Below are 25,313 nucleotides of genomic sequence, written 5' to 3'. Positions count from 1 at the left end.
ATCCACCGCTGACCCGAACCTTCCCGAAGCAAATCAGGCTCTCATAACGACAAAAAAAGCGCGCAGACCTGGTTGGTCTGCACGCCCCTGTATCCTTATTTTTTCACACTTTCATACCATTCGTTGACCTCTTGTGTGATTTGGTCACCGCCACCCGATTTCCATGTTTGTACAAATGTATCGAACGCATCTACCGGATTTTTGTTATAAATGATTTCATTGAATGCTTGATTTTCAATTTTGTTCAGGTAGTCCAGCTTGGATTTCATTGTCGCTGTTGTAGGACCTGTGAACATATTTTTATAGGAAATTTCTTCCTGACCGAGTAACACTTTCGCTGCGGCAGGAGTCTCTTTACCATAGTTGACAGCAACATCCTTCTCAAGCTTCGTCTCAGGCTCTTTGCCATCTGCCAGATTCAGCAGGGCTTTCATCTGAGCATCCGGAATACGAGCGCCGTCACGAACGAGCAGATAACGTACAACATTCACATATCCGCCTTCGATTTGGTCAATCGGCATTTGTTTTCCATTGGCATCCAATTGATAGTCATACTTTGCAAACAGACCGTTATCATACGGGCTACCCGGTGCCGGGTCTGCATAATTGTCGAACAGGTAGTTCTGATAAGTAAAGAAAGCTTCAGGATGTTCCATGTCTTTCTTAATCAGAATAACACCGTTAACAAACTGTGTACCGTGACGCATAGCTTTGCCTTCTGGACCGGACGGGATTTCAATCGGTTTCCAAACGGCACTTGGCACATTTTTCACCGTATCCAGAAGCGGCCATCCGCTCATCCAGTATGGACCTGGGATAATACCGGCTGTACCTGCCACTGCTGGCTCTGCTGTTTTGTTTTCATCCCATAATGCTGCTTCCTGCGGGATATATCCTTTTTTGAGCCATTCGCTCAATTTGGTCAGACCTTGCTTCATGCCAGGATTGATGGAACCATATTCCAACTTGCCATCTTCAGCTACATTCCATTGGAACGGCAGTGTTCCGTATGCACCGAAGATCCAGGATGGATCTCCCATCCATGTGTTCATGGATGTTTTGAAACCGATGCTGAGCGGAATGACCTTATCCGGAGCTAAGCCATCCGGATTTTGATTTTTGAACGCATCCATGACTTTTTCCAGTTCATCGATTGTTTTTGGCGCCTCCAGATTCAGCTTGTCCAGCCAATCCTGACGAATCCACAGCAGGTAATCATTGTTGTACGCATAGTCCAGTACGGGAATACCCATTCTTTTGCCGTCACGGCTATACTGGTTCCATACATTGGGGTCCTGCTCCATCGCTTTTTTCCATGTGTCGGAAGCATATTTGTCGAACAGCGGACCCGCTTCCTGATACATGCCTGAATCAATCAGATCCTGAGCAAGCAGGTTGTCCCCTACCGTTACCACATCAGGCATCTCCTGGCCAGAAGACATCGCTAGACGAAGCTTCGTCGCAAACGCACCGTTTGTATCCGTTACAGACCACAATGATTTGATGTCGATGCCGAATTTCTCTTTGGCCCACTTGGTTGACACGTTATTTTCCATCGATTCGCCATTTTTGAATTTTAGCTCAGGATCAATTCCCCATGCTGTTGTAAGGGTCACTGCCGGATCATATTTTTCTTTGTATTCGTTTTCAATAGCTGGCGTACTTGATGCCTCACTATCTCCTCCGCTATTTCCTCCTGTACAGCCTGCAAGGACGCCGGTCAGACACACCGCCGTTGCGAGAAGCGACAGTAATCTCTTTTTCGTGGATTTCGCTCTCAATGTTGTTCCCCCTTCAATCATTTTGGTTACCCTTTCATTATAGGCCTGCCGGGTCTTTCAGCCTATGTCACGAAAACAAGATTTCTGCACCTTTGGCAACCTATATATTGGAATGATGTTGAAATTATGCCTGATCCCGATATTCATTCGGTGTCATTCCGTAATGCTTTTTGAACATTTTGCTGAAATATTGCGGATTTTGGTACCCAAGCTCACTGGTAATCTCGTATATCTTTTTATTCGTGTTTTTGAGCAAATACAATGCACGCTCCATCCGCATTCGAATCATATAATCGCCCAGCCCCTCACCTGTCTCGGCTTTGTAGATCTTGGACAAATACACGGGGTGCAAATAAACTTTGTCTGCGATCATCTTCACGGATAGATCCTGTCCTGCGTCTCTGGTTACCATCTCCTGAACCTGCTTGATGACGTGTCTTCGACTCTGTACGCCTTCCTGATCCGACAGCTCCTCCTGCAACTTGGCGAGCATCTCAGTCGCCCAGCGGCGAAGCTTGTCAGGCGATTGAATCAGCTGATGCGCCAATAGCAGGTCAAATCCTGCATGATCGATCTCATGCACGAGATGCCCCTGCTTATGCGCGATATACATAAAAGCATTCGTCACAGACAAATACATCTCATATACATGTTCTCTGGAGAGACATACACGGTCCGCTGCATCAAAGACGGCATTCAGTTTGCGTGCCGCAGCCTCCCACTGTTTGGTTTCAAGCAATTGAGGCAGCACGGGTGGCTTATAAAGCTCTTCAAGCGCTTGTGCCGCATCGTTCTCCGGCCGTTTGGACAGCTCTTTATCCATATAAATGATCGTATTTTCCTCTGGACCCGACAGTACCAGTGATCCCAAACCTTTACGATAAGCGGTCGTCAGATCGGCAAAATGAAACGGTGCTGTGACCACCATGGACAGATCGCCTTGCAGATATCGAATGACATGCTCACGGAAGGTTCCAGCCGGCTGCTTCAGTTCTTCCATGTTCGTTTGCTCAGGCTCCGTCAACCCCTGATTCTGTATTATCATGACCAGACACTCATGGGGGCCACGTGAAAACCAGACGTTGAGTTGCGGTCCAAACACCTCTTCGGCGATATTGCCAACCGCAAACTCCATCAAATCCAGTGATTGCTGATCCATTGCCGAGAACCGGCCTGTCAGGCGAATTAGCATCATGACCGCCGGTTGATCCGGCTGGAGCACTATCTCATACTTCTCAAGCTGTTCACCCAGTGCCCGTGCTGAAATCTCGCGGCCCAGCAACAAATCGTGCATCAGATTTTCTCGCAAAATTTTATAATCTGACTTCCGGCTATATAACAAACGATGGTATTTATCAAATTCATCCCAATCATCCCGAAGGGACGTGATGGCAGCGGAGATCGAAGCCATGAATTCCTCATCGTTCACCGGCTTGAGAATATAATCGGCAGCCTGCAGCTGAATGGCTTTCTTGGCATATTGAAAATCACTGTGCCCGGTCAGCAGGATGCAGCGGATATGCGCCCATCGATTGCTTACCTCCTCAATTAGCTCCAGTCCGGACATGCCCGGCATTCGAATATCGGTCACCACGAGGTCCACTGCATTCTCTTCCAAAATCTGCAGCGCTTCCTTACCAGATCCTGCACGCAAAACCGTCGTAACCCCGAGCTCTCCCCAGGGAATGGTCAATTCCAGACTTTCAGTCACATACGTTTCATCATCCACCAGTAAGATATCAATCAAGAAAGTCACTCCCTATCTGCATAGTTATGCAATGCATGCCACGGTCATCATGCTGTAGTCATATGGCGTCTCTATTTCTTTCCTTCTATTCAAGAAGATGTTCCTCGTCAGCAGGCCAGGACAAGGTAACACGCAGCCCCCCAAGCGGTGATTCCATAACACTAAGTCCAGCCCGCTCCCCATACCTGAGCTGAAGACGCTGGTTGACGTTCCACAGCCCACACCCCATATCTTGATCCATACCCCCTGTAAGTTTGTGGAGCAGCATCTGCCGGGCCAATTCATCCATACCTTGCCCGTCGTCATCTACGGTAAGAATCATCATGCCATCTCTTTGTTCTCCCGACACCCGTATTTCCCCAGCCTCGGCATCGGCTTCAATACCATGAATAACCGCATTCTCCACCAGTGGTTGAACGATTAGCGGAGGCACCTCCTGCCTCAAGATGTCTTCCGATAAGTCAATTTTGAAACGTATTCGGTCCATACGCATCTGTTGAATCTCCAGATAACAGGTGACGAACTCAATTTCCTCCGTGAGCGGTACCACATCACGCTCCTGCCTCGTCGTGTACCGATAGTATCGGGACAGATTATGCGACATAGCAACTACGGCATCCACACGCTTCAGCTTTGCCATGCTCGTAATGAACGAGAAACAATTATAGAAAAAGTGTGGATTAATCTGCGATTGCAGCTGTTTCAGCCGGGCTTCACGCACATGAATCTGTTCCAGGTACACGTGTTCAAATAACTGCTGAATTTGCGCCACCATGGAGTTGAATCGTTCGGACAAAAAGCTGAATTCATTGCGGCCTTTGGGGATGATTCGAACTGAATAATCCTCCTGCTTCAATCGTTGGAATCCACGAATCAACTGTTTGACAGGGACTTGGACCTGTACATATAACAGATAGGCCACGGCAAAGCTCATCAATAGTAGACAGATCATAGCTGAATAAAACGTTATATTGGATTGATGAATCGGCTTCAGAATAGCCGATAGCGGCATGTAATCGACCAGATACCATCCTGTCGTGCTGGACTTTACCGTATTAACCATGTAAGGCTCGCCGTCAATGACTACTGTTCGGTTATCCACATCCTTAAGCTTATCAATGGCCAGCTTGTCCATCAGCTGACCTGTCAGGGCACGATCCGAAGTTCGGTTATAGATAACCCCCGTCTCTTCCCGGTAATAAAAGGGATCATGGCGACCATCGTCCTTGAATTTATCCAGCATATCTCGAATGTTGTCACTGTCGAATTCAAGCTTAATCACGGTTTGCGCATTGGCTGCGGGATCACTAATACCGTATGGAGATACGGTGATCCAGCTGAAGATGAATCGATCATCTTCCCCCTCCTGAATCTTTCGAACATTCCATCCAGATGACATGTTGCCTCGCAGCGTCTCCTGATCGTAAAAGCCAGCATCTCGTTCAGAGATGACCCTGCCCAGCGTCGGCGAATAGAGGTACAATTTCGTTGTCCAGTTGGATGAACTTTCCTGGATACTCAGCTTGTTCTGAATACGTTTAACCAGATTGATCGTATCCAGATCGAAATATTTACTGTCAGCGTAGATCCGTCGGAAGCTCGCAATATCGGGATCATGGATGAGCAGATTCGGCCACGAGGATAACAACTCGATGTGTGTATTCACTTGATTTTGAAAAAATTCCAGTTGGTTGCTGTTGGAGCGATTGAGTTCATCCCGCAGAACTGCTGTCGTTTTATGATTGGAATACCAGTACAGCAGTACGACTGGAACCAGCATAATTAGAATTAAAATGACCATTTTGGAAAATAGATTCGTCCGGTATGACATCTTCTTACCTCACCTTGCCTTCATTAGTCAGTGAATCTAATTTTAACGATGAAAGCGTTAAACATAAACTATTTTTTCTGTTCTAATCCGCTCCACAGCTCATCTGTTATTCCTGACTTAATCTCTTTAAAGAGACTCTCTATATATCGTAAGCGTTACCATATACATGCATAAAGGTGACAAAACCAACTTTTCTGCACTAATTGCAACTTCCACGCAAAAAAGAGCCGACAACCGTCAGCCCTTTCTAAACGTGTATATTGGTTAATTCCCTTCTAACTCGAAAAGATCTTCTTATGTATTCATTCTATCTTGCTAACGCAAAATCTTTATGGAATATCGTAGTCAAATACAGTGTTCTCTCCATCTACGGCGACATCCATTACAATATCGGTTAGCTTTCCTTTGACTCGCAGCGGGGAGCCAGCCAAACCGGAAAACGCCAGCTGACCTTTAAATGTTCCATGCGGCTCAATCTCTATATGCACAGGTTTCAGCTGGACAGATTGCAGGGATTCATAGAGCGGATCATCCTGGTGGTTGTAACTGCGGGCCAAGTCAGGCAAGAGCACAGCTGCTACAGGCTCTCTGGTGTAATTTTTGAGTGTCAGGTTACAGCTTACCCGTGTAATACCATTGTCCAGTACATCATAGGTACAGGAGCTATCATTTTGGACATAGGAAACACCATTGATACCGGAAGCCCCCCATTTGGCTACATACATTAATTTATCCGTCATGTAGGAATAACTGAGAACGATAGCGAGAACGACCAGCCAGAGCCGTTTGGCCAGAACCGGATATAATGGCATGATTTCTTTGCGTGTAAGATAGTAGCTGCACGCTAATATACCCATTCCAAAAAATAACGTGATGTGCACGCCACTTACATAGGATGTGGTATAAGGCGACATACCAATAGCAGACAACAGCGTGTCCCCCACAGAGAAACCAAGGTGATGCTTAAACGTAAAAATGATGCCAAACAGCAATAACATCGCAGAGAACACAAGTCTGGTTCTCGACACACGAACACCCCCTAATCAACCACCTGATTATATCATATTTTTCCTTATTATGGTTTGCGATCCAAATAAAAAAAGACGCTCCGGTTTTTAACCGAAAACGTCTTTTGTTTTGCAACTCAACTCTACTTTTTCGACAGGAATGCGTCGAGCTGCTCTTGTTTGGCTGCAATGATTTTATCAATACCTGCGGCTTTCAGCTTCTCCAGATATTTCGGGATCATCTCGTTCGGATCTACTGCACCCGAGGTCATGCCCGGTTTGAACTGTTTGTTCACGTTGTTGACCGCAGCAATTTCGTTTTTGACGGATTGACTGTTGAAGGTAAAGCCCAGTGCAGGTGATTTGACGCCTTTGGCATTAAACTCCTTGAACTTTTCCCATTTCTGTGGATCTTCATTATCCCAGAGGTAGTTCAGGAACTGGTTACCCAGCTGCCATTGTGCGCCCGGATTGTATGTGCGACTGTTGGCATCCACCCCTTGCGGGAGGGTAATAATGTTGTCCTCCCCGTCTTTTTTCACATAATGAGTGCCTTCAATTCCGAAGTTGAGCAGGTTGTTGATTTCTTTGTCGGAATGCAGCAGGTTAATGACTTGCATTGCCTTCTCCGGCTGCTCAGAGGAACGGGAGATCGCGAGCATCGCACCGGAAGCATCCCCGGTTGTAATCGTAGGCTGTGTCATCTCAATCTGGGTTAGTGGATATCCGACATAACCTTCTTCTTCCTTATCCTTGCCCGGCTTCATGCCATCGGTCCACAGGAAAGCCTTACCTGCCTTCGCCTGATCTTTCGGGAATACATTGGAAGTTGCTGCATCACTGTTAATGTATCCAGCCTGATACCACTTGCGTGCAAGCTCAGCCGCTTCCTTGAATTCAGGGGTCTCCACTTCATTCAGTACCGTCGTTGTACCCGCTGTTTTGGAGATGACGCCTGGAACGGAGGCATCACCAAGATAATCCCAGTCCAGATTTTCTAACAGCCCGTTACCATTGGTATTGGACATATAGAATGGAGTGATGCCTGGTTCGTTTTCCTTGATTGTTTTGAGCAGCGGCTCCAGGTCAGCCCATGTTTTTACTGCGGTCAGATCGAGCTTGTATTTGTCAGCCAGATCTTTACGTACCAGTACACCACGCGTCGCTGCCAGCTCCTTGTTGGTAGGAACGCCATAGTTTACGCCATCCACCTGAGAACCTTCCAGAAAGGCTGGATCGAGATTTTTCTTGATATCCTGCCCATACTTGTCAAGCAGATCATTGAGCGGCAAGAAAGCACCTTTTGCCACATTGACGGTATAATTTTGCCAAGCCGCCGTGAAAATAATGTCTGATTTTTCGCCGGAAGAGATCATAAGATTCAGCTTGTTATCCCACTGACCCCAGTCGATCGCATTAATCTTGAGTGTTGCCCCAATCTTTGGCTCCATCTTTTTGTTGATCTCGGCTTCCACCAGAGCTACATCTTTCTGTGGTGTCCCTGGATAATACAACGTCACTTCATAGGGCTTGCCCCCAGTCTCCGCTCCACCGCCACCCTGTGCTTCCGGTGTTGTTCCGCCTTTGTCTGATGAGCAACCTGCCAGCACCAGGCTCAGCGCCATAACTGCTGCCGCGAAACGCGGCCATACCTTAAACGTTCTAACCAAGTGAACCCCTCCCGTCATATGTTGGACCCTGCAACCGATTGCCCCAATTCGCAATGTTCCCCAATCTACAAAAGTCCGTTCGCTTACCGGCCCTCCGGCGTGTCTGTACTCGCTGCTTTTTGTATATGCCCTCTCAGGTCCATCTTCAATTATCCGTTGCCCTCTCCGCTAACCGGCCGGAGTTATCCCTTCACTGCGCCTACGGTTAGGCCTTTGATGAAATACCGCTGGAAGAATGGATATGCCAGTACGATTGGACCAATACCGACAACAGCCATCGCCATCTGCAGTGTTTTATTCGGCAGATTCAGCAATCCGCCCTGTGACGAAATCTGTGAAGAGACATTGGAGTTGGATGTTAAATATTGAATATCGAGCAGCGTCCGGTACATAAGGTACTGAAGACTGATCGTCCGGTTATCAGATATAAAAATCATGCTGAGATACCAGTCGTTCCAGTAATTCAATGTGCTGAACAGTGCAACAGTCGCCATCACCGGAAGGGAGAGCGGAAGCACGATACGTGTAAACGTTCTCAATTCACCCGCTCCATCAATCCGTGCCGATTCAAGAATCGATACCGGAATGGAATTGGCGAAGAACGTACGCATGACCAGTACGAAGAACGGTGACAGCAGCAGCGGCATGATCAGTGCCAGTACCGAGTTTTTCAAATCCAGTACGTTCACATAGACGAGATACCAAGGGACCAGACCGCCATTGAACAGCATGGTGAAAAAGATGAAAAAGGCGAACCACCCGCGATACGGCAAATCCCTCCGGGAAAGCGGGTACGCGTACAATGCAGTCAGTGCTACACTCGTTATTGTACCTATCACGGTTACGATAATTGAAATGCCATAGGAATGGATGATCTGATCCATGTCTTTGAACAGAAACTCATAGGCAGTCAGGCTAAACTTCTCCGGAATCAGCTTATACCCGTTCGCAATGACCGTCGTCTCGTCCGAGAATGAGATCGCGAAGACAAGCAGGATCGGCACGATGCAGGCAATGGCATAGAATATAAACATAGCGTGTATGATAGACGCGGAACGCCGCGACACGGCTAATGGATCACGTGATTTCACAGCTGGCTTGCCTCCTCTCAAAATAATGCATTATCTTTGTCCATTCTCCTTACGATGGTATTGGATACGAGAACAAGCACAAATCCGACAACAGCCTGATACAGCCCGGCTGCTGAGGACATCCCGATATCGCCCCCAATGAGGAAGGTTCGGTACACATACGTATCCAGAACGTTCGTGACCGGGAACAATGCGCCCGATTCAAGCGGAACCTGGTAGAACAGACTGAAGTCCGCGTAGAAAATACGACCGATTTGCAGCAGTGTCATAATCACGATCAGCGGTACGAGAAACGGAACGGTAATGAAGCGAATCTGATGCCACTTGCTCGCGCCATCCAGCACGGCTGCTTCATAATATTCCTCATCGATACCTACCACTGCTGCCAGATAAATAACGGCATAATAACCGATATTCTTCCATGTATTCACCAGCGGCAAAATATACGGCCAATACTTGGGTTCCGAATACCAATCAATTGGTTGTCCGCCAAAGAGCTGAAGAATCGTCGAGTTCATGAAACCCGAATCCTTGCCGAGAAACGCGAGCACCAAATAGCTGACTACAATCATCGACAGAAAATACGGAAGCAGCATGAGTGACTGATACAATTTGGACATTGCCTTGTTCTTCACTTCATTCAACAAAATCGCAAGCCCTACACCTACAAATAAATTAAGCGCAATAAATACGGTGTTATATGCGAGCGTATTACGTGTGATCTCCCAAGCATCGCTGGTGGAGAACAAATACTTGAAATTATCCCAGCCGCTCCACGGGCTGCCCCAAATACCGTCGGCATAGTTTACATTTTTGAATGCAATCAGAACGCCGAACATCGGCATATAGTTGTTCACCAGCAGAAACAGAATGCCTGGCAAAAACATGAGATACAAAACCTTGAATTTACCTAGATTGTACAGGACAGACTTTCGTTTTCGAACTGGTATATCCGGTATGTCCCTTGCATCCGATAGACGTGCTCCCTTACCCACCTGGGGTTGTGTCTTCATAACTTGTTCTCCCTCACTCCTCTTGAATTTCATCCTCAGGATGAAACACCGCTGTGTCTCCTGTGGTTCAAGTATACGGCGGGGCGTTCAGGTCCACTATCTGCTGTGGTGACCTGTTCACTTATCAAATTATGACTTTAGGGCACAAAAAAACAAAAGACGCAGCATGCTGCGTCAAATCTGTACCGTTCGGGACTGTTTGCGAAACTCCTGTGGGGTAATGCCCGTGCACTTTTTGAACATTTTCGTAAAATGAGAGTAATTGTAGTACCCGACCTTGCCTGCGATATCCGTCACCTTCACGGTAGACTGGGACAATAAGGCCTTCGCTTTGGCTACTCTGCGCTGGAGAATGAATTCGGAAAGCGACATGCCCTTTTCTTTACGAAACAGGCGGGATAGATAGGCCGGATTAAATCCGGCAAAGGATGCAAGTTCTTCTCGCATCAGCTCTTCACCAATATGATTTTCAATGTAAATACATAACTGGTCCACAATCGTCATTGGACTGTGATCGTCCGGGTACAATACCGGGATCGCACGACTGATCAGGTCTAATGTCCACTGCTTCAGCTGGGGCAACGAACGTGTCACAACGTTTTCTTCCGGCTCCCGTTCTCCGGGATACAGGCTGCGTACGGATACATTTTTCTGATGAAGTAACGGGTAGATTACATGCAGCATGGCATGATAATACAAGCGCAGAATTTCGGGTGACAAACGCTCCTGTGAGGCCAGTAATTCAAAGATTTCATCCACACGCTCGCGCAGGTCGTCAAACTTTCCCGTTTCGAACAGGATGGACAGCTCGGAAAACCATGGTATTGGCAGAAAGCGATCCTCCGTATCTCGGCCCACCTCGTCATAGATAAAGACCCCTTCAAGCTCGTTGATATTGCGACGCTCCATGTCCATCAACTCATTCAGCATCCCCTGTAAATCTGTAACAGCAACCGGGACTCCGACGTAACAGGACAATCGGCAATAAAAGTAGGTGCCACACTCCTGGATATAGCTCTGACATCCTTGTGCCACTTCACTCGCCGTGGGTACGATACCATCCAGTTCGTATGCAAGCACAATATTTAGTCCACTGTGGTCCTGAAACACTTCGCCAGGTTTGTCACCAAGCAGCATTTCCTTGGCAGCATTGCGAAGCGCATATTCCAGGACCTCCTCATCACGCAGATCGAAGTCTCGCACCCATTCTTCGACGGATATAACAATCGGCAACACGCGCACTTGCGGATCAATCTCGGCTCCATAGACCTCGGCCAGCTCCTGAAGCTTTTGCTGGGTTAAGGTTACGCGCTGTGAGATGGCGTCTTTCCAGAAACGCTCGGTCAACAGCGGTTTATGCGTTTGCCAGCGTTTGTACACAGTCTCATATACTTCATTGGTGCGGGAACGCTGCTCCCCATCCTTGATTTTGTCAATCGCCTGGCTCACAACCTTGAGCAGCTGGTCTGCGGGAGCAGGCTTCAGCACATAATCGAAGCTGTTCAACTTAATTGCCGTTTGGGCATAATCGAACAGAGCATGACCTGTAAGGAAAATCGTCAGCAGGCCGGGATCATGCTTTAACACCCAGCTCTGCAGATCTAGTCCCGTTTCACCCGGCATCTCAATATCACAGATCATAATATCAATGGGATGGGCTTTCATCAACATTCTCGCCTCTTCCGCATCACCAGCACTGAATACCTGGTCAATTCCGGCCAGGCTCCAGTCCACCCCTTCCACCATCGCTTGCAGGGCGTATACTTCATCATCCACGATCAACAGGTTCCGCATAGGCTCTCCCTTCTTCCTCTTCCGTCTGGGCGGGCATATGAATATGGACTGCTGCCCCTCCTTCAGTCTGATTGCTGAACTGCAATCCGGCATGTTCGCCGTACTTTACAATCAGCCGATGGATAACGTTCCAGATGCCAATGTGTTGTCCACCCGGATCTTCGGCGTATTGCCCCTGTTGCAGGCGCTCTAGTATTTCTTGCTCAAATCCAACACCGTTATCCGTAATCGAAAGTTGAAGAACCGAAGACAGCGTAGGATCAGATAACGTTTTCGACTTTCGTGCTGTTATGCAAATAACAAAAGGCTCTGTGCGTCGCTGAAAGCCATGAATGATGGCATTCTCCACAAAAGGCTGAATCGTTAAAGGCGGCAGCACATAGCGCCCAAGATCCGGTTCAACATCCAGAACGAAATCCAGCTTGTTTGGAAACCGCAGCTTCTGGATCTCCAAATAATGACTGATATGTTCCAATTCTTCATCCAATCGAATGACACGTTTGCCTGCACGCAGGCTGAACCTGAAATAATCTGCCAGATGACCAGCCATCTGCTGCACCAGCTCATGCTTTTGCAACGAAGCCAGGCTATGAATGATATTCAATGAATTCAGGTAAAAGTGAGGATTGATCTGCATCTGCAATTGTTTAAATTCTGCTTCTCTCGTTCGTAATTGCTCCTCATACACATCTATCTTCAGATGCTGGATCTCACTTGTCATCTGATTGAAACTGTGCGTGACAAACTCCAGTTCAGATGAAGCCGGCGTCTCAAGCCTCACATCAAGTTCTCCTCGGCTAACCCTCCTCATCCCACGTATGAGCACATTCATTGGACGGAACAGGAGTTGCCTGAGAAAAATCATAGCTGTGATCAGAATGACCGCTGCACCAATCGGAAGCAGGCGAATGATCTGCTGAAAAAATGGCAGGTTTCGCATCATATCCTCCTCGGGCAGCAGGACAATATAATTCATCTCAGACATGGCTGAAGGAATGCCAAGCATCAGATACTGACGTGCACTTCCTGTGGATGTCACTTCAGAGATCACCTGGTATGGATTATTCAATCCAGTGATATGGGCAGCGGCTAGTTTGATTTGTGCCGAGTTGAGGGCTGAATCGGACAGGGCCCCTCCATCTGCTCCCACGATGACTGCGCCACCCCGGTCACCGGACTCCGTAAATTGCTCGGGGTGATTCAGTGCATTCATGTCCACAAGCGCCCCCGCATAGAACTGGGCGTTGATCCGCACTGTTTTGACCAAGGCGTTCCAAGTGCCCCCCCGAACGATACTCCACTCTGGCTTCTGGATTTCCCCCTCCAGCTGCTGCATTTGTACCGGCATGCTCTCCTGCACAATCGACATTTTGACATCATAATTGCCCGAGGTAGCGAGTAACAGATCATCATTCACGGCATCGTACAGAAAAAATGAATCGATCAGATTATAAAATCCGATATCGGTCATGAATTTGTTCATAATGCGCTGTTTCGCAATAATATAATCGCCGCTACCGTATTTGAGAAAAAACAGGGAAATAATGTCCGGGTCTCGCTCGCCCAGACTGTATAAATACCGATTGGTCTCCTGCAGCACACGCTCGTTCTGCTCCACACTCTTTGCAAGATGATTCATATTGGTGAGAGACACTTGATCACGTACAACTTTCATGGCATATACGTTGTTGTAATATAGCAGCATGAATAGTGGCAGCATGATCAATGTCAGACCCACGATAAACTTAAAGCGCAGTGAACGGATGAAGTTCATGAATTCCCGCCCTTTTGTGTAATCTGAATTTCAGTTCTGTTGCACATTGTTGTAACCGCTATCAAGATCAAGCGATTTCTCCTGTTTTTTTGATGCTCTAACACTGTATTTCTTCCATCTTCTTCCTTATAATGGCATGTTTATTGTAGTCATACTTGCTTGCATCTGTCTATGTGGTTCCGTGACCTGTCAGTGTCAATTCTGGTGACTTGCTCTTGGCTTACAGTACGTGTTCGAGGGTCCATGCTCTAATTAGTTCTCCATCTGTAAAAAAAATCCTGCTCCACACTCCACGAACGCCCGGTGATGACATGCATACGATATATCACTCTTTGGATTGACATCAAGGATGTAAGGAGGCATGTCCGATGAATATACAACTCGTCCCATTGCATTATGTATATCTGGCTTTTATCGTCTTGATTATCGCCGTCATGGTTCGGCGTAGAGACACAACCATCATTTGTGTCGCAGGTATCATGACCATTGGACTCCTGGCGACTGAAACATTAAGCGGATCGGTTTCCGGAATCTTCAGCAGTTTTATCTACGCAGCCAAGGAGCTGCTCAGCACCATTTTTATCATCTCGATCATTGTCGCCATGAGCCGGGTATTAATCCGGACGGGGATCAATGAAGTCATGGTGACACCACTCACCCGGTTCATCCGTTCTCCACAGGTCGCCTATTGGGGAATTGGATTCATTATGATGATCGTATCATTGTTTTTCTGGCCCTCTCCTGCCGTTGCCCTGGTTGGAGCTGTACTTCTTCCGGTAGCAGTACGAGTCGGACTTCCTCCCATCGGCGCTGCCATTGCCATGAATCTGTTCGGTCACGGCATTGCCTTATCAGGGGATTACATTATCCAAGGGGCACCCAAACTGACAGCTGATGCAGCTGGCCTTCCCGTTACCGCTGTTATGACTGCAAGTATCCCACTTGTCATAGTGATGGGGACGGTGTCTACCGTAACGGCATTCTGGATGCTACGCAAGGAGATGAAGTCAGGTTCCCCCGTTAAACTCAGTGATCCGATCTCTGGTGAAGCAGTAACCGTTCATCCACCTTCGTCAGACTCTGCGCCGATCTCCGAGGAGCCAGCCGTTCAACGTCAAGCAATGCCCCCACGTTTGCAAAAGGCATTCGCTCTGATCATCCCATTGTTATTCTTAGTCGATGTCATTCTGATGTTTTTACTTAAATTACAAGGCGGTGATGCCACAGCACTAATTGGTGGAACGGCCGTGCTCATTCTGATTGCCGTATCACTTGCCGCGCATCGTCATACAGGTCCGGAAGAAACAACAAACTATTTAATTGAAGGATTTCAGTTCGGATTCAAGGTGTTTGGTCCTGTTATCCCGATTGCCGCTTTCTTTTATCTTGGGGATGCTGCGATCACAGAACTGTTCAACAACCCGCTGCCTGCTGGATCACACGGGATTGTGAATGATTTAGGGGTTGCTCTTGCAGGGCTAGTGCCATTGAATAATACGGTAGGTGCTATAACGATGACTGTGACCGGAGCGGTCACGGGAATGGATGGTTCGGGGTTCTCTGGAATATCCCTGGTCGGCTCCATTGCGTCCATGTTTGCAGGCTCGGCAGATTCCGCACCTGTATTGACGGCACTGGGTCAGGTCGCCGCCATATGGGTAGGCGGTGGGACCTTAATTCCATGGGCCTTAATTCCAGCTGCTGCCATCTGTGGAGTCAGTCCATTTGAACTGGCACGACGCAATCTGAAACCGGTACTGCTGGGATTAACAGTTACTACTATCGTTGCTATCTTTCTAATCTGATTACTTAACCGTGCTATTCGAACTGAAAAGACGTACGCAAGCGGGCCCATTGCCAAAGCTCATCCTTACTCATTGCGGCCAGATGAAGCATTTCCTCATACGGGTCTCCCTGAAGTCCTAATACAGTAGCGAATGCAGGCTCCGTCTTCAAGCCTTCCAGCTTCAGTTTGCGAATTTCCCGATGTCCTGCTGCACCCCAGAGTTGCAACAATCCCCACTCTACCAGCATGTGAATATAAGCATTCTGCCTGCGTACAGATAGGGACTGAGCGAAAATCTCTACAGGCCAGTTTCCAATTTCCACACTACAGGTCACATAAGGACGCTGGCCAGCACGGCCATCCCCCCTGTCGCATCGAAAACCCTGCATTCCGCCCAGTTGTTGGTGCACCAATGTTTGGAACGCCTCGAGATCCGCTGCCTCACATAATAGATCAAGATCACTTCCAGGAATATCAATATCAATCGGCACTGTTCCAGCCGGATAAGGCTGATAAGCTGCCAATATGCTTAACAATCCACTGGATTGCAACACCTTATACGCATCCTGCTGACGCTCGTTCCCCGAGGCCAAATGTGCCATTACATCTGTAGTTGTAATCATGTCACACCCTCGGGTAGCGGTTCATTCTGACGCTCCTGTAACGACTTGTTTCACTCGACCCACCTGTCCACTGGTCAAACGTACTTTGATCCCATGCGGGTGTGTGGGCGATTTGGTCAACAAATCCTTCACGATACCGCGTGTCAGTTTGCCTGTCGGCTGATCTTGCTTGAGCACGATATCCACTTCAAGACCCGGTTTGATATTTACTCGTTGTTGTCCATTCATGGGTTTCCCTCTCCTCTTCAACGTATTCCATGTCATGTAGCCATAATTTACAAAGCTTCATCTATTGTAGACGTTTTGGATTGAAAACGAAAGCCATGACCAATGTTCAAAAACATAACTGAACTGTTATTTCCGCTTTGAAGAGGGATCAGAAGATTTGCTTTTCATCACTTTCAGAGCCGATCGATAGACTTCATCTGCACTCTTTTCAGGTTCTTTTGTCTCCGTCAGCACCGTTTCGTCTTCCACTTCGGCAGGTTTACGGAAATGAAGCAATGCTTGGCGATAAGCTTGATCACCATCTGTAGTCTGCGTCTCTCTTTTCTGTGGTGAAGGGGTCACTTCCGATGTAGAATCCATCTGATGAATTTCTGTTTGCCTACGATCCTCATGTTCCAAAACTTCTTTATGCTCTGCCTGTTCGTAAATTCTGTCTTCCTTCCGGGCTCGATCTTCTTCATGCAGCAGGACAGGCCCTTCATCCATCTCTGTTATTTTGGAAGCTCTTGCTTCTGCAGCCTTGCGGGACGATCTGGAGTTATAAATCATCAGAAACACAACCCCAATAACAACAATTACCACCAAAATGATCAACATATGAGCATCCTCCTTATCATCCGCCTGTAGGCAGCCTTAATCAATATATTGGTGCCCTATTCTGCGAATAATATTTCACCTTGTTTCGTATAGAGCGACAAAGTAGCGGGAATGCTCCAAACAGGATTGTCAGCAGAAGACTTTCAGCACCAATCAAAGAGAAGGTTTACAGAAAACCGAATTGAGGAGGAATGATCAGCATGAATTCACGTGCCATTTTGATCAATATCATTGTTATACTGGTGATTTTGGGAGCCGGGGCTGCCGGGATCTACTATTACAACCAATCCACCAGCTACGTTAAAACCGATAATGCGCTTGTTACCGGGCAGCCTATCTCCGTGGCTTCCGCAGTAGGCGGTGAGCTTCGATCCTGGAAAGGCAAGGTAGGTACAACATTTAATGCAGGCGATACCGTTGCCACCGTCACCGCTGCGGGAAAATCAACATCCGTGACGATGCCTGTTGATGGCACCATTGTACAACAGACCGCCGTCGAAAATTCACTAGTATCTGCAGGTACGCCCCTCGCACGGGCCTATGATTTCAATAACCTATACGTGACGGCCAATGTAGACGAGACCGCGATTGATAAAATTAAAGCAGGTCAGATCGTCGATGTATATGTCGATGCATTTCCAGACACCACATTGACTGGCAAAGTAGACCAGATCGGACTTGCCACTGCGTCCTCCTTTTCACTACTGCCGTCGTCCAATACCAATGCGAATTACACCAAAGTAACACAAGTCATCCCGATCATCATTACGATCGAAGGATATAAAGGACTGGGTGTGGTTCCCGGCATGAGCGCTACCGTGCGCGTTCATATCTAAGGCTGCTGATGGATAATCAAAAAAACCAACTGCCACTTGGAAAAACCATCGCTGTCTTGCTACTTGGCGCATTTATCGCCATTCTGAACCAAACTTTGCTCAATGTAGCCATCCCCCATCTGATGAATGACTTTAACGTCTCAGCAACGACCGTGCAGTGGCTGTCCACAGCTTATTTGCTGGTGAACGGGGTACTCATTCCGATTACCGCCTACTTGATCGAGTCTTACGGGACTCGCAAATTGTTCGTAACAGCCATGCTGCTGTTTACCGTCGGTTCGTTAATTTGTGCCATCAGTCCAGGATTTACAGTCATGCTTATAGGACGAATTGTACAAGCCAGTGGGGCCGGTATTATTATGCCTTTGGTTATGAACGTGTTTCTGACGGTCTTCCCTCCAGAGAAACGGGGAACGGCCATGGGGACGATGGGGATTGCCATGATGTTTGCTCCAGCCATTGGTCCGACCTTATCTGGATGGATCGTGGAACATTATACATGGCGGATTCTGTTCTATATGGTCATTCCGCTCGCCTTGCTTGATATTTTGTTTGCCTTCATTTGGCTGAGAAATGTGTCCAAGCTTACTTCGCCGAAATTTGATGGTTTTGGCGCATTATTCTCCACCATCGGTTTCGGCTTTCTGTTATATGGATTCAGCTCTGCCGGAGATAAAGGCTGGACCAGCGCGACAGTGCTGTTGACACTCATTATCGGCGTGCTCTTCATCGTCTTCTTTGTACTCAGAGAAACGGCTATGAAGAACCCCCTGCTGGAATTTCGTGTATTCAAATACGACATCTTCACCATCTCGACGCTGGTCAGTGCAACGATTAACATGGCACTCTTTGGCGGGATGCTGCTGCTACCGATCTATCTGCAAAATATAAGGGGATTCTCTCCCCTGCAATCCGGGTTGTTGCTACTGCCTGGTGCATTGCTAATGGGCGTCATGTCTCCCATCTCAGGAGCGCTGTTTGACCGGATTGGCTCTCGCCCCCTAGCCATTGTCGGTTTGATCATTACTGCCATCACCACCTTTGAGTTTAGTAAGTTGACGGGGGAGACGCCTTATGGTCACATCATGATGCTATACACGTTCCGGAGCTTCGGCATGTCCATGCTTATGATGTCTGTACAGACAGAGGGGTTAAACCAATTACCGCCTCATCTCACCAGTCATGGTACGGCCATGTCTAATACGGTCAGACAGGTCGCAGGTTCAATCGGGACCGCCCTGCTCATTACTGTAATGGCGACACGTGCAGGCATTCATTTGGCGGATTACAGCAACACCGTGACTACAACCAATGTAGCACTGACAGAACAAGTCGGTATGCTTGGCACGCAAATGGCTACTGCGGCGGGAATGCCGCCTGAACAAGGCACCAGTCTAGCATTACAGCAGCTCTATGGTATCGCTGTTCAGACGTCAACGATCGAAGGCATTAATGATGCTTTCATTGTAGCGACCTGGATTTCGATCATTGGTCTGTTTCTGTCGTTATTCCTGCGGCGGGCTCGCTCCCGTCCTCGTAAAGTCAAAACTGAACGCTAAAATGGCGTTGGGCAACCCTATATCCTATATACAACCCCTGTATCACAGATCAGATCCGCAAGCTTCACTTAGATCAATTGAAACAATAAAAAACCGCAAGTCTCTTTAATCCAGAGACCTGCGGTTTTTGGCTTGCGCTATGGATGCTGGGGTAAGGATGAATTGTCATCCTTGGCAGCCTCTCTCGCCTTAACGGCAAGCAGTTCCGATACAGTTACAAAACGATAACCTTGCTCCTGCAACTTAGGCAGAATCGTTTTTAGCGCAGCAACCGTCTGGGACTTGCCCTCCACCTTGTCATGAAACAGAACAATGTCCCCGTTACGTGCGTTCTTCAGCACTTTGTTCACAATGGCTGATACGCCTGGTGAAGCCCAATCACGTGTGTCCTGATGCCAGGACCATAGCACAATCGTATAGCCTTGCTGCTTGGCGACCTGAATGACCATGTCATTGTAATAGCCTCCCGGGGGTCTAAACAACGTCGGACGCTGCGCCCCTGCTCCAACAATGGATTTCTCCGCTATGTTCATTTCATGGCTGTACTTATCCGCCCTTGTTGACCTGACCGCGTACGTATGTGCATACGTATGATTGGCGATTTCATGTCCTTCCCGCTGCTCCTGTTTAATCAGGTCAGGAAACTTTTCCGCCCATTTGCCAAGCACAAAAAAAGTGCCTTTGGCCTGGTACTGCTCGAGTAAAGCCAGAATTTGCGGAGTCTGGACCGGATCTGGCCCATCATCAAAGGTCAGTGCGATGAGTTTGTCATGTGTGGGAACCTCCCACACAATCTCTCCCCGTTCCTCATAATACTGTCGGTTCTTCTGCACAGGTTTGGCGTAGGCAGAACTGCTGCCAAGCAAAAAAACCAGCGTACACAATCCGATGCATCGGGCTGCCTTCAGGTTCATGTTTATGTCCTCTCTTTATCTTCAAACGTAAACTCCCTGTTAGCATTTCCCGATTCACCAGAACTATTTAACGAAATATTTGATCAATGACTGCAATTTCCTCAGCTGTGAGCTCAACATCCAGTGTTTTCAGATTGTTGATGACCTGCTCTGGTTTCTTGGCACCAGGAATGAGCGCATCAATGGACGGCTGAGTCAGGTACCAGGCCAGAACGAGATGGGCGACTTCAGCGTCCTTGGACTGTGCAATGCTACGTAGTTGTTCCACCTTATCCAGATTCTGAATAAAGGCTTCTCCAGTGAATAACGGGTTCTTCGCCCGTCCATCCTGGAAGGTTGTATCACGATTATATTTGCCACCCAGCAGACCTGCTGCCAGAGGGAAGTAAGGTACAAAAGAAATATCATGCTCTGCCGTATAAGGCAGCAATTCCTTCTCCGCTTCTCTTTTGAACAAATTATATTCAGACTGCAGCACATCCACATCTCCATTCCGATTTGCCTCACGCAGCTGATCAATGGAGAAATTGGAAACTCCGATGGCACGGATTTTACCTTCGTCCTTCAAACGTTTCAGCGCACCTACAGCCTCATCCTTCGGTGTAAGTTCATCCGGGAAATGAATATAGAACAAGTCAATATAATCTGTCTGCAAGCGTTTCAATGCCTCATCTACAGAGGTTTTGAGGAAAGCAGGCGAGTTATCAAAGACTACGTTACCATCCACGAATTTATGTGCAGCTTTCGTTGCTATGATAGTATCTTGGCGCTGACCCGTTTCTTTCAGCACTTCACCAATTAAGCGTTCTGAATGCTCAGGTCCATAGATGAAAGCAGTATCCAAAAAGTTAATGCCCTGTTTCAAAGCTGTACGAACGACATCCTTACCTGTCTCATCATTCAGCATATTCGGATAGATGTTATGTCCTCCTACTGCATTAGCCCCCAATCCAATCGGGTTAACAATCAGATCGGTTTTGCCCAAGCGAGTACGTTGTTCTGCCATGTCTCATCCATCTCCTTTTCTGAGCGTTGGTAACTCACATATATTATATCAGAGGGTTAAGCATATTTAAAATATCGGGTTTATCGGATTAGGTGTTTTTCAGCGCTGTAGCTTCCACATCATTGATGAAACGGCGGAGTTTTGCAGCCACATCGCGGTTAATTTCGCCATTTTCGTATAGCTGCTGTATGGTATTGCGCTGCTCCTGCATCGCCACCATTTGCAATTCCAGCTTTTCCTGATCAAATGGATCTTCCGTTTTGCCCTGATTCCAGGTGCGTAATTTGGCAATTACCCGCTCATATCTAGAGATGACCGACAGAGCCACAATCCGGTTACTATCGTTCATATGAGCACGAATCGCCTTGATCGCTGCTTCAGAGGTACGCATCTTCACTTGACGGAACAGATCTGCATTTTCAATCATAAATGGCTGATCCGGCTTCCGTGAACGATTCGTAAACACATGTCCAAACAATCGTCCAATTTCACTGAGTGAGAACATCATCTGTGTATTCGTTCGGTTTGCAAGCATCATTTCCTTTCGATCCAACCAGCTGTTACATCTAAAGGCGGCTTCCGAAGCAATTACATTTTCATCCATCATATTCTCAATTTCTTTGCGTTCAGCCCGTGTACCGATGAGATTAATGGCTGTTTCCTGTTTTAAAATGTCCTTGCGCTTACCGGCAGTAAGCTCGCCAGCCGCCTGCCTGATATACTTCGACAGATCGGAAACAACCGCAAGCGCAGCAGCTTTATTCTGGTCGTTCATTTCCGACTTCACTGCACGAATGGCAGCATTAAGCATAATATCCTGTGCTTTTCGTTCCGTCGTTTGCGGTGTACCTTCTTCCGCTTTATCTTCGTTCTTCGCAAGAATAGGAAGGAACACACTTGCAGCAATCAGAGTGAACAGTATCACACCTGCGGCCAGGAAAATGATCAGATCCCTTTCAGGAAAAGGAGACCCGTCTTGGAGAACATAAGGAATGGAGAATGCCCCCGCCAGCGTTACAGCCCCTCTCACACCCGAAAGAGTAATGATCGTAACTTCTTTCAGCCGAGGCTTCCCGCTCGACAACGCCTCACCGGAATTTTCATTTCCTTTCCAGAACAGATAGATCCAGACAAAACGAAGTACCAACAATAGCACTGAAATGAGGCCCACATATCCGAGTACTTGAAGGTTATCAAACGAGACATTCTCGAAGATGGTACTCAGCACATCCGGGATCTGTACCCCCAGAATGACAAAGACCAATCCGTTCAAAATAAATAAAATGACAGACCAGGTACTGGCAGATACCACCTGCATCTTCAGTTGTACAGACTCGGTCCGATCACGCTCAATTGCATGAATGATCCCGCCAGCGACGACCGCAAGAATGCCCGAAACACCGACCTCTTCACTGACCAGATAAATGACGAAGGGCGTTAGAATTTGCAATAACATATGAATCGTTACATCTTCCATCCCCAGACGCCGAATCCAGACACCCAATCGGATCAACAGGAACGATAATAAGGCACCAATCAGCAACCCGCCAATCGCGATAAGTATAAAACTAAATGACGCCTGAGCCAGGGAAAATACCCCTGTAACCGTGGCGGCAATCGCAAATTTGAATGCAACCAGACCGGATGCATCATTCATCAATGCTTCTCCCTCAAGAAGCCTATGTATGCTCTTGGGTAAATGCACACGACCTGCCATAGCGCCTACAGCCACAGCGTCTGTCGGGGACAGAATTGCCGCAAGTGCAAAAGCCGCAGGAAGCGGAATGGTTGGAATAAGCCAGTGAATGGCATATCCTGCCACGACAACCGTTACAAATACAAGGCCCAGGGCCAGCAGAAGGATGGGCGCTCTTAGATTCCACAGCTCGTGCCTCGGTGTTCGCTTCCCGTCGTTGTACAGCAACGGAGCGATAAAGAGTACGAAAAACAATTCCGGATTCAGTGGCAGATGCACACCCGCAGGTAATAGTGCAATGGCTACACCGAGAACAATCTGAATCAACGGAATGGGGATAAAGGGTACAAATCGGTTCAAAATATTCGATAAACCGATCAGTACCAGCAAAACAAGCACGGCGATAAATAGTTCCATGATGACAATCCCTTTCCGAATAATGAAGTGGTGAAAACCATTTTGTGTACCTTATTTTAACATAAACCAAAGTTCATTATAAAAATGTTGTCATATTCAATACCCTTCCAAAGCGAATGGACAACAGTCCGATTGCAGATTTCTGATTGGTTCTGTTTATAAGATGTTACAATATGCTCAGGACAATACCCGTTTGGAAAGGAACTTGGTGTCTATGGCATTTGGAATTAAACGACAGGAGCTGGCCGAGTGGAAAGAACGTGTATCTCGTGGCGACCTTGCCTATCTCACTCATTTCTGGATCGACAACCGTTTTCCGGACATTACCAGTGTGACCAAAGTGGGCTGTTCGGATCTGAAACGGCTTGAGGACTGGTGTAGAGAGCATGGACTCGACCCACGTTACATCCATCGGCGTCAGCCTTTCCCCCATTTTGACCTGCTCGGTAAAAAACAGAAGGAAATTCTGATCCAGGAAGGTCTGACTGATCACATTCAACGTTTCCATCTCTGATTGAAAATTAAAACGCCAGCCTTCAAGATTCAAGTCCCAAAGCGGGCTTAAAATCTTGAAGGCTGGCGTTTTACACACCATATATTTAGCGATGCGTTTGTTCCAACGTTTTCATTTTTTCCAGCAGTTTCAGCTCAATCTTCTTCAGCATGCCAAACATCTGCAGTTGTTCCTCTTCGGTAAGCGCCTGCAAAAGTTCCCACGTCATCCGACCGCGATTATTAATCAACGTTCTTGCAAGCTGCTTCCCATCTTCAGTTAAAGACAACCATACAATTCTTCGGTCCTCTTCACTGCGCACCCGCTGGATCAAACCTTCGCTCTCAAGTTGATTCAGCACAATTGTGGTTGCTCCAGAAGATAGACTAAGTTGTCTGGCCACATCCACAGCCATACAGCGTTCTTCACGCAAAATCATGCCCAATATATGACTTTTCGTCGGATTCAATTTGCAGTTTGTTTCATTTCTTTGCTGCTGATCCAATACTTTATTTTTATATCTGAAGAAGGCCTCCAACAATTGATCGACATTTGCCAATTGAGAGTTTCGCTCCGTATCCGGGCTCATAAACGTTCCTCCTACCTTTGATCATAACCTACCTTATATTGTAACATATTTGTACTATTTTGTTTGTGAAAAATGCGCTTGTTTCCCAAAACCCTTTACTTGTCTGTAAAGTTCATGCTTATTTTGCCGTTTCATGTGACAAGCTACCTTATAGCATGAACAGATAACCACACAAGGAGGAATCAAGCAATGAACATTTATATTGTTTTCGATAGTGAAGGCGGTCATACACGAGCGCTTGCCGAGTCGATTGCTGCTGGCGCAGCCAGCGTGCATGGTGCAACCGTTCATTTGCATTCCACAGAAGAAGCCGACATCTACAAGCTGGTGGAAATGGACGCCATTATCTGGGGCTGCCCCGGACATTTTGGCTCCATCAGCTCCGGGTTGAAAAATTGGATCGACAAGCTGGGCTACCTCTGGGCAGAGGGCAAGCTTGTAGACAAAGTCGGTGCGGTGTTCTGTACCATCGCGACCGAGCATGGTGGACTGGAGTCAACGTTGATTCATCTGCTGACACCCATGCTCCATCAGGGCATGATTATTACCGGGCTACCTGGCAACTTTGCAGATAATGCATTATATGGCTCCTATTATGGTGTTGGGGTGACTTGTCCGGTGGACAGTGATGATCTGCTCAGCGAACAGGGCATAGCGTTGGGTAAAGCTCTGGGAGAACGCGTGGCTCGCATAACCAACCGACTGATCACATAGATATCAGAGTATTTCCCTTAAAAGAATTTGCTGTTCTTATCAAGCCTGCGCTCATAAGCTGAAAAGCAGTACCGCAGGCTTGAACTCCCCTTCCTTTAAGAAATAGAATGATTCTATTGCATTATTGGATTGAATTTGTTTATAATA

21 protein-coding genes are annotated in these 25,313 nt (G+C 47.4%); 5 read left to right on the top strand and 16 right to left on the bottom strand.

Going from position 1 to position 25,313, the window contains the following annotated elements:
* Window positions 1–95: 95 nt before the first annotated feature.
* The 9 genes from AC3ITG_RS11035 to AC3ITG_RS10995 all read right to left on the bottom strand — a co-directional run bounded on the left by AC3ITG_RS11035 (window position 96) and on the right by AC3ITG_RS10995 (window position 13,708).
* The gene (locus AC3ITG_RS11035; protein ID WP_489253732.1) at window positions 96–1,802 is read right to left on the bottom strand and encodes a type 2 periplasmic-binding domain-containing protein; all 1,707 of its coding nucleotides are present in this window, start codon (window positions 1,800–1,802) and stop codon (window positions 96–98) included.
* 103 nt (window positions 1,803–1,905) lie between these two features.
* Window positions 1,906–3,528, bottom strand: coding sequence for a response regulator (locus AC3ITG_RS11030; protein ID WP_413377295.1), 1,623 nt, complete (start codon window positions 3,526–3,528; stop codon window positions 1,906–1,908).
* Between the two features lie 85 nt (window positions 3,529–3,613).
* On the bottom strand, window positions 3,614–5,359 hold the full coding sequence (locus AC3ITG_RS11025) for a sensor histidine kinase (RefSeq protein WP_489253731.1): 1,746 nt from the start codon (window positions 5,357–5,359) through the stop codon (window positions 3,614–3,616).
* A 329-nt stretch (window positions 5,360–5,688) separates the two neighbouring features.
* The gene (locus AC3ITG_RS11020; RefSeq protein WP_489253730.1) at window positions 5,689–6,387 is read right to left on the bottom strand and encodes a hypothetical protein; all 699 of its coding nucleotides are present in this window, start codon (window positions 6,385–6,387) and stop codon (window positions 5,689–5,691) included.
* A gap of 122 nt (window positions 6,388–6,509) precedes the next feature.
* On the bottom strand, window positions 6,510–8,036 hold the full coding sequence (locus AC3ITG_RS11015; protein ID WP_489253729.1) for an ABC transporter substrate-binding protein: 1,527 nt from the start codon (window positions 8,034–8,036) through the stop codon (window positions 6,510–6,512).
* A gap of 182 nt (window positions 8,037–8,218) precedes the next feature.
* Window positions 8,219–9,127: a carbohydrate ABC transporter permease gene (locus AC3ITG_RS11010; RefSeq protein ID WP_413377289.1), complete on the bottom strand. Its 909-nt coding sequence runs from the start codon at window positions 9,125–9,127 to the stop codon at window positions 8,219–8,221.
* Between the two features lie 17 nt (window positions 9,128–9,144).
* Window positions 9,145–10,140 (bottom strand): ABC transporter permease, encoded by a 996-nt coding sequence (locus AC3ITG_RS11005; protein ID WP_489253728.1) that lies wholly within the window; start codon window positions 10,138–10,140, stop codon window positions 9,145–9,147.
* 174 nt (window positions 10,141–10,314) lie between these two features.
* On the bottom strand, window positions 10,315–11,934 hold the full coding sequence (locus tag AC3ITG_RS11000) for a response regulator transcription factor (RefSeq protein WP_489253727.1): 1,620 nt from the start codon (window positions 11,932–11,934) through the stop codon (window positions 10,315–10,317).
* Window positions 11,909–13,708: a sensor histidine kinase gene (locus tag AC3ITG_RS10995; RefSeq protein WP_489253726.1), complete on the bottom strand. Its 1,800-nt coding sequence runs from the start codon at window positions 13,706–13,708 to the stop codon at window positions 11,909–11,911. The genes AC3ITG_RS11000 and AC3ITG_RS10995 overlap by 26 nt, the downstream gene beginning before the upstream one ends.
* 368 nt (window positions 13,709–14,076) lie before the next feature.
* Here AC3ITG_RS10995 and AC3ITG_RS10990 point away from each other — a divergent pair, with 368 nt between their 5' ends.
* Window positions 14,077–15,513: a hypothetical protein gene (locus AC3ITG_RS10990; RefSeq protein ID WP_064639155.1), complete on the top strand. Its 1,437-nt coding sequence runs from the start codon at window positions 14,077–14,079 to the stop codon at window positions 15,511–15,513.
* A gap of 13 nt (window positions 15,514–15,526) precedes the next feature.
* Here AC3ITG_RS10990 and AC3ITG_RS10985 read toward each other — a convergent pair whose 3' ends face one another.
* The 3 genes from AC3ITG_RS10985 to AC3ITG_RS10975 all read right to left on the bottom strand — a co-directional run bounded on the left by AC3ITG_RS10985 (window position 15,527) and on the right by AC3ITG_RS10975 (window position 16,942).
* Complete coding sequence (locus tag AC3ITG_RS10985) at window positions 15,527–16,117, bottom strand: DUF4269 domain-containing protein (RefSeq protein WP_063564737.1); 591 nt, start codon at window positions 16,115–16,117, stop codon at window positions 15,527–15,529.
* A gap of 21 nt (window positions 16,118–16,138) precedes the next feature.
* Window positions 16,139–16,345, bottom strand: a complete 207-nt coding sequence (locus AC3ITG_RS10980; protein WP_063564738.1) for a YwbE family protein — start codon at window positions 16,343–16,345, stop codon at window positions 16,139–16,141.
* A gap of 126 nt (window positions 16,346–16,471) precedes the next feature.
* Window positions 16,472–16,942 (bottom strand): hypothetical protein, encoded by a 471-nt coding sequence (locus AC3ITG_RS10975; protein ID WP_063564739.1) that lies wholly within the window; start codon window positions 16,940–16,942, stop codon window positions 16,472–16,474.
* 200 nt (window positions 16,943–17,142) lie between these two features.
* Here AC3ITG_RS10975 and AC3ITG_RS10970 point away from each other — a divergent pair, with 200 nt between their 5' ends.
* The gene (locus AC3ITG_RS10970) at window positions 17,143–17,778 is read left to right on the top strand and encodes a biotin/lipoyl-containing protein (protein WP_053783698.1); all 636 of its coding nucleotides are present in this window, start codon (window positions 17,143–17,145) and stop codon (window positions 17,776–17,778) included.
* Window positions 17,779–17,786: 8 nt separating this feature from the next.
* Window positions 17,787–19,337 carry a DHA2 family efflux MFS transporter permease subunit gene (locus tag AC3ITG_RS10965; RefSeq protein WP_489253725.1) on the top strand — a complete coding sequence of 517 codons (1,551 nt, stop codon included), beginning with the start codon at window positions 17,787–17,789 and terminating at the stop codon, window positions 19,335–19,337.
* A 137-nt stretch (window positions 19,338–19,474) separates the two neighbouring features.
* Here the strand turns inward: AC3ITG_RS10965 and AC3ITG_RS10960 are convergent, their stop codons facing one another.
* From AC3ITG_RS10960 to AC3ITG_RS10950, 3 genes are all read right to left on the bottom strand, one after another.
* Window positions 19,475–20,251, bottom strand: coding sequence for a polysaccharide deacetylase family protein (locus AC3ITG_RS10960; protein WP_063564741.1), 777 nt, complete (start codon window positions 20,249–20,251; stop codon window positions 19,475–19,477).
* A 67-nt stretch (window positions 20,252–20,318) separates the two neighbouring features.
* Window positions 20,319–21,257, bottom strand: coding sequence for an aldo/keto reductase (locus tag AC3ITG_RS10955; RefSeq protein ID WP_072732331.1), 939 nt, complete (start codon window positions 21,255–21,257; stop codon window positions 20,319–20,321).
* An 88-nt stretch (window positions 21,258–21,345) separates the two neighbouring features.
* A complete protein-coding gene (locus AC3ITG_RS10950; protein ID WP_063564743.1) occupies window positions 21,346–23,370 on the bottom strand; it encodes a Na+/H+ antiporter in 2,025 nt (674 codons plus the stop codon).
* 214 nt (window positions 23,371–23,584) lie between these two features.
* On the opposite strand from AC3ITG_RS10950, the gene AC3ITG_RS10945 reads away from it, so the two are divergent.
* Entirely contained in the window at window positions 23,585–23,884 is a 300-nt protein-coding gene (locus tag AC3ITG_RS10945) for a hypothetical protein (protein WP_465116016.1), read from the top strand.
* Between the two features lie 85 nt (window positions 23,885–23,969).
* Here AC3ITG_RS10945 and AC3ITG_RS10940 read toward each other — a convergent pair whose 3' ends face one another.
* Entirely contained in the window at window positions 23,970–24,452 is a 483-nt protein-coding gene (locus AC3ITG_RS10940; protein WP_063564745.1) for a MarR family winged helix-turn-helix transcriptional regulator, read from the bottom strand.
* 189 nt (window positions 24,453–24,641) lie between these two features.
* Here AC3ITG_RS10940 and AC3ITG_RS10935 point away from each other — a divergent pair, with 189 nt between their 5' ends.
* Window positions 24,642–25,166, top strand: a complete 525-nt coding sequence (locus AC3ITG_RS10935) for an NAD(P)H-dependent oxidoreductase (protein WP_063564746.1) — start codon at window positions 24,642–24,644, stop codon at window positions 25,164–25,166.
* Window positions 25,167–25,313 lie beyond the last annotated feature (147 nt).

It is taken from the genome of Paenibacillus sp. GL_099_B, assembly GCF_057835695.1.
This window is presented reverse-complemented; position numbering and strand designations above follow the sequence as displayed.

Excerpts from the sequence above, each read along its gene's own strand:
- AC3ITG_RS11035 (WP_489253732.1), bottom strand. The coding sequence starts at position 1,802 with ATGATTGAAGGGGGAACAACATTGAGAGCGAAATCCACGAAAAAGAGA.
- AC3ITG_RS11025 (WP_489253731.1), bottom strand. The coding sequence starts at position 5,359 with ATGTCATACCGGACGAATCTATTTTCCAAAATGGTCATTTTAATTCTA.
- AC3ITG_RS11005 (WP_489253728.1), bottom strand. The coding sequence starts at position 10,140 with ATGAAGACACAACCCCAGGTGGGTAAGGGAGCACGTCTATCGGATGCA.
- AC3ITG_RS11000 (WP_489253727.1), bottom strand. The coding sequence starts at position 11,934 with ATGCGGAACCTGTTGATCGTGGATGATGAAGTATACGCCCTGCAAGCG.
- AC3ITG_RS10995 (WP_489253726.1), bottom strand. The coding sequence starts at position 13,708 with ATGAACTTCATCCGTTCACTGCGCTTTAAGTTTATCGTGGGTCTGACA.
- AC3ITG_RS10990 (WP_064639155.1), top strand. The coding sequence starts at position 14,077 with ATGAATATACAACTCGTCCCATTGCATTATGTATATCTGGCTTTTATC.
- AC3ITG_RS10985 (WP_063564737.1), bottom strand. The coding sequence starts at position 16,117 with ATGATTACAACTACAGATGTAATGGCACATTTGGCCTCGGGGAACGAG.
- AC3ITG_RS10980 (WP_063564738.1), bottom strand. The coding sequence starts at position 16,345 with ATGAATGGACAACAACGAGTAAATATCAAACCGGGTCTTGAAGTGGAT.
- AC3ITG_RS10975 (WP_063564739.1), bottom strand. The coding sequence starts at position 16,942 with ATGTTGATCATTTTGGTGGTAATTGTTGTTATTGGGGTTGTGTTTCTG.
- AC3ITG_RS10970 (WP_053783698.1), top strand. The coding sequence starts at position 17,143 with ATGAATTCACGTGCCATTTTGATCAATATCATTGTTATACTGGTGATT.
- AC3ITG_RS10965 (WP_489253725.1), top strand. The coding sequence starts at position 17,787 with ATGGATAATCAAAAAAACCAACTGCCACTTGGAAAAACCATCGCTGTC.
- AC3ITG_RS10960 (WP_063564741.1), bottom strand. The coding sequence starts at position 20,251 with ATGAACCTGAAGGCAGCCCGATGCATCGGATTGTGTACGCTGGTTTTT.
- AC3ITG_RS10955 (WP_072732331.1), bottom strand. The coding sequence starts at position 21,257 with ATGGCAGAACAACGTACTCGCTTGGGCAAAACCGATCTGATTGTTAAC.
- AC3ITG_RS10950 (WP_063564743.1), bottom strand. The coding sequence starts at position 23,370 with ATGGAACTATTTATCGCCGTGCTTGTTTTGCTGGTACTGATCGGTTTA.
- AC3ITG_RS10945 (WP_465116016.1), top strand. The coding sequence starts at position 23,585 with ATGGCATTTGGAATTAAACGACAGGAGCTGGCCGAGTGGAAAGAACGT.
- AC3ITG_RS10940 (WP_063564745.1), bottom strand. The coding sequence starts at position 24,452 with ATGAGCCCGGATACGGAGCGAAACTCTCAATTGGCAAATGTCGATCAA.
- AC3ITG_RS10935 (WP_063564746.1), top strand. The coding sequence starts at position 24,642 with ATGAACATTTATATTGTTTTCGATAGTGAAGGCGGTCATACACGAGCG.